Below are 1,544 nucleotides of genomic sequence, written 5' to 3'. Positions count from 1 at the left end.
CCTCGCTAGGCTATCTGACGCCGATGGAGGTCTATTCTGGAGAGCTCTCCACTCATGTTGCTTGACCTCCGTCGCATTCTGAGGGTAGCATTACAAAAACGCTTGCCTTACATTAAAAACAAGAATGACCTACTGGGAATTAAAAAAAGCGAACCGGTATGAGTTATATTGTAAATACTTAAAGGGAGAAATCTCACGAGAAAAATTGTATACTCAACTACCGGAAGAGTATAAGAATATAGTTATTAATAGGGAAATTTCTCAAGAAACTATTGTTCAAATTTTTGAGACAATCGACTCCAATATGAATATACTAGGAGAAAAGTCAGTAGACATTATCATCGGTGGCCCTCCCTGTCAGGCGTATTCGCTTGTGGGAAGAGCAAGAGATCCTCATGGCAAAAAAAATGACCCCCGTAATTATCTATATAAGCAATATATTAAGTTTTTGGAGAAGTATAAACCGAAAATGTTTGTTTTTGAAAATGTACCCGGAATTTTTTCAGCTAATAATGGGGCTTTGTTTGAAGAAATGAAAAAAGATATACAGTCCTTAGGGTATACACTTGAGGGAAAAATACTGGATGCATCCAAACATGGAGTGTTGCAACAGAGAAAAAGAGTGATACTTATCGGTTGGATGAATGGAAGTAATCTTGGTTTTCCCGATATAGAAGAAGTAACACATAATCATCAGGTATCCGAATTGTTATTGGACCTTCCCCCATTGGAACCAGGAGAGTCCTATAGATGGTGTAATTATATTAGAGAAGCATCAAGTTATTTAGTCGAGGCAGGAATTAGAGAAGATGATTTTGTAACTCAACATATTTCACGTACACATAATGAACGAGACAGAAAAATTTATAAGCTGGTAATTGAGGCATGGGAGCGAGATAAAAGACGCCTAAAATATACCGATTTACCATCTGAACTCCGTACACATAAAAATCTTCGCTCTTTTTTGGACAGATTTAAAGTTGTTGCAGCAGATTTGCCGTTTTGTCATACAATGGTTGCACATATATCCAAAGACGGACATTATTATATTCATCCAGATATCACTCAATTACGTTCTCTTTCTGTTAGAGAGGCAGCTAGGATACAATCATTCCCTGATAACTATTACTTTGAAGGTTCACGTACAGCTATGTTTACACAAATCGGAAATGCTGTACCTCCAATTTTATCTGAAAAGATTGCTATAGGAGTAATGGAAGAACTAAAAAAACTAAGTTAAACCCATGATTTATGGAAACTAAATAAAGTGACTTAATCAGACTCAACATGAGTCGAGGGATTAGTAAAATAGGTAGCGTCCTGAAAGGAAGAGGCCATTAACGGAGATATTTAAGATAATAAAGAGGAACTACTCAAGCTCCCTGGCGTAGGGGATTATGTTTCTGCTGCTAACCGCTTATTACACAGAGGCATTCGAGATACCATTATTGTAATGCTACCCTCAGAATGCGACGGAGGTCAAGCAACATGAGTGGAGAGCTCTCCAGAATAGACCTCCATCGGCGTCAGATAGCCTAGCGAGG

Annotated in this window: 1 protein-coding gene; it reads left to right on the top strand. The window is 38.1% G+C overall.

Going from position 1 to position 1,544, the window contains the following annotated elements:
- Positions 1-124: 124 nt before the first annotated feature.
- Positions 125-1,240 (top strand): DNA cytosine methyltransferase, encoded by a 1,116-nt coding sequence (locus BMW55_RS18875; RefSeq protein WP_089973381.1) that lies wholly within the window; start codon positions 125-127, stop codon positions 1,238-1,240.
- Positions 1,241-1,544: the final 304 nt, after the last annotated feature.

Source organism: Lihuaxuella thermophila (genome assembly GCF_900110165.1).
Taxonomy (GTDB): Bacteria; Bacillota; Bacilli; order Thermoactinomycetales; family Thermoactinomycetaceae; genus Lihuaxuella; species Lihuaxuella thermophila.
This window is presented reverse-complemented; position numbering and strand designations above follow the sequence as displayed.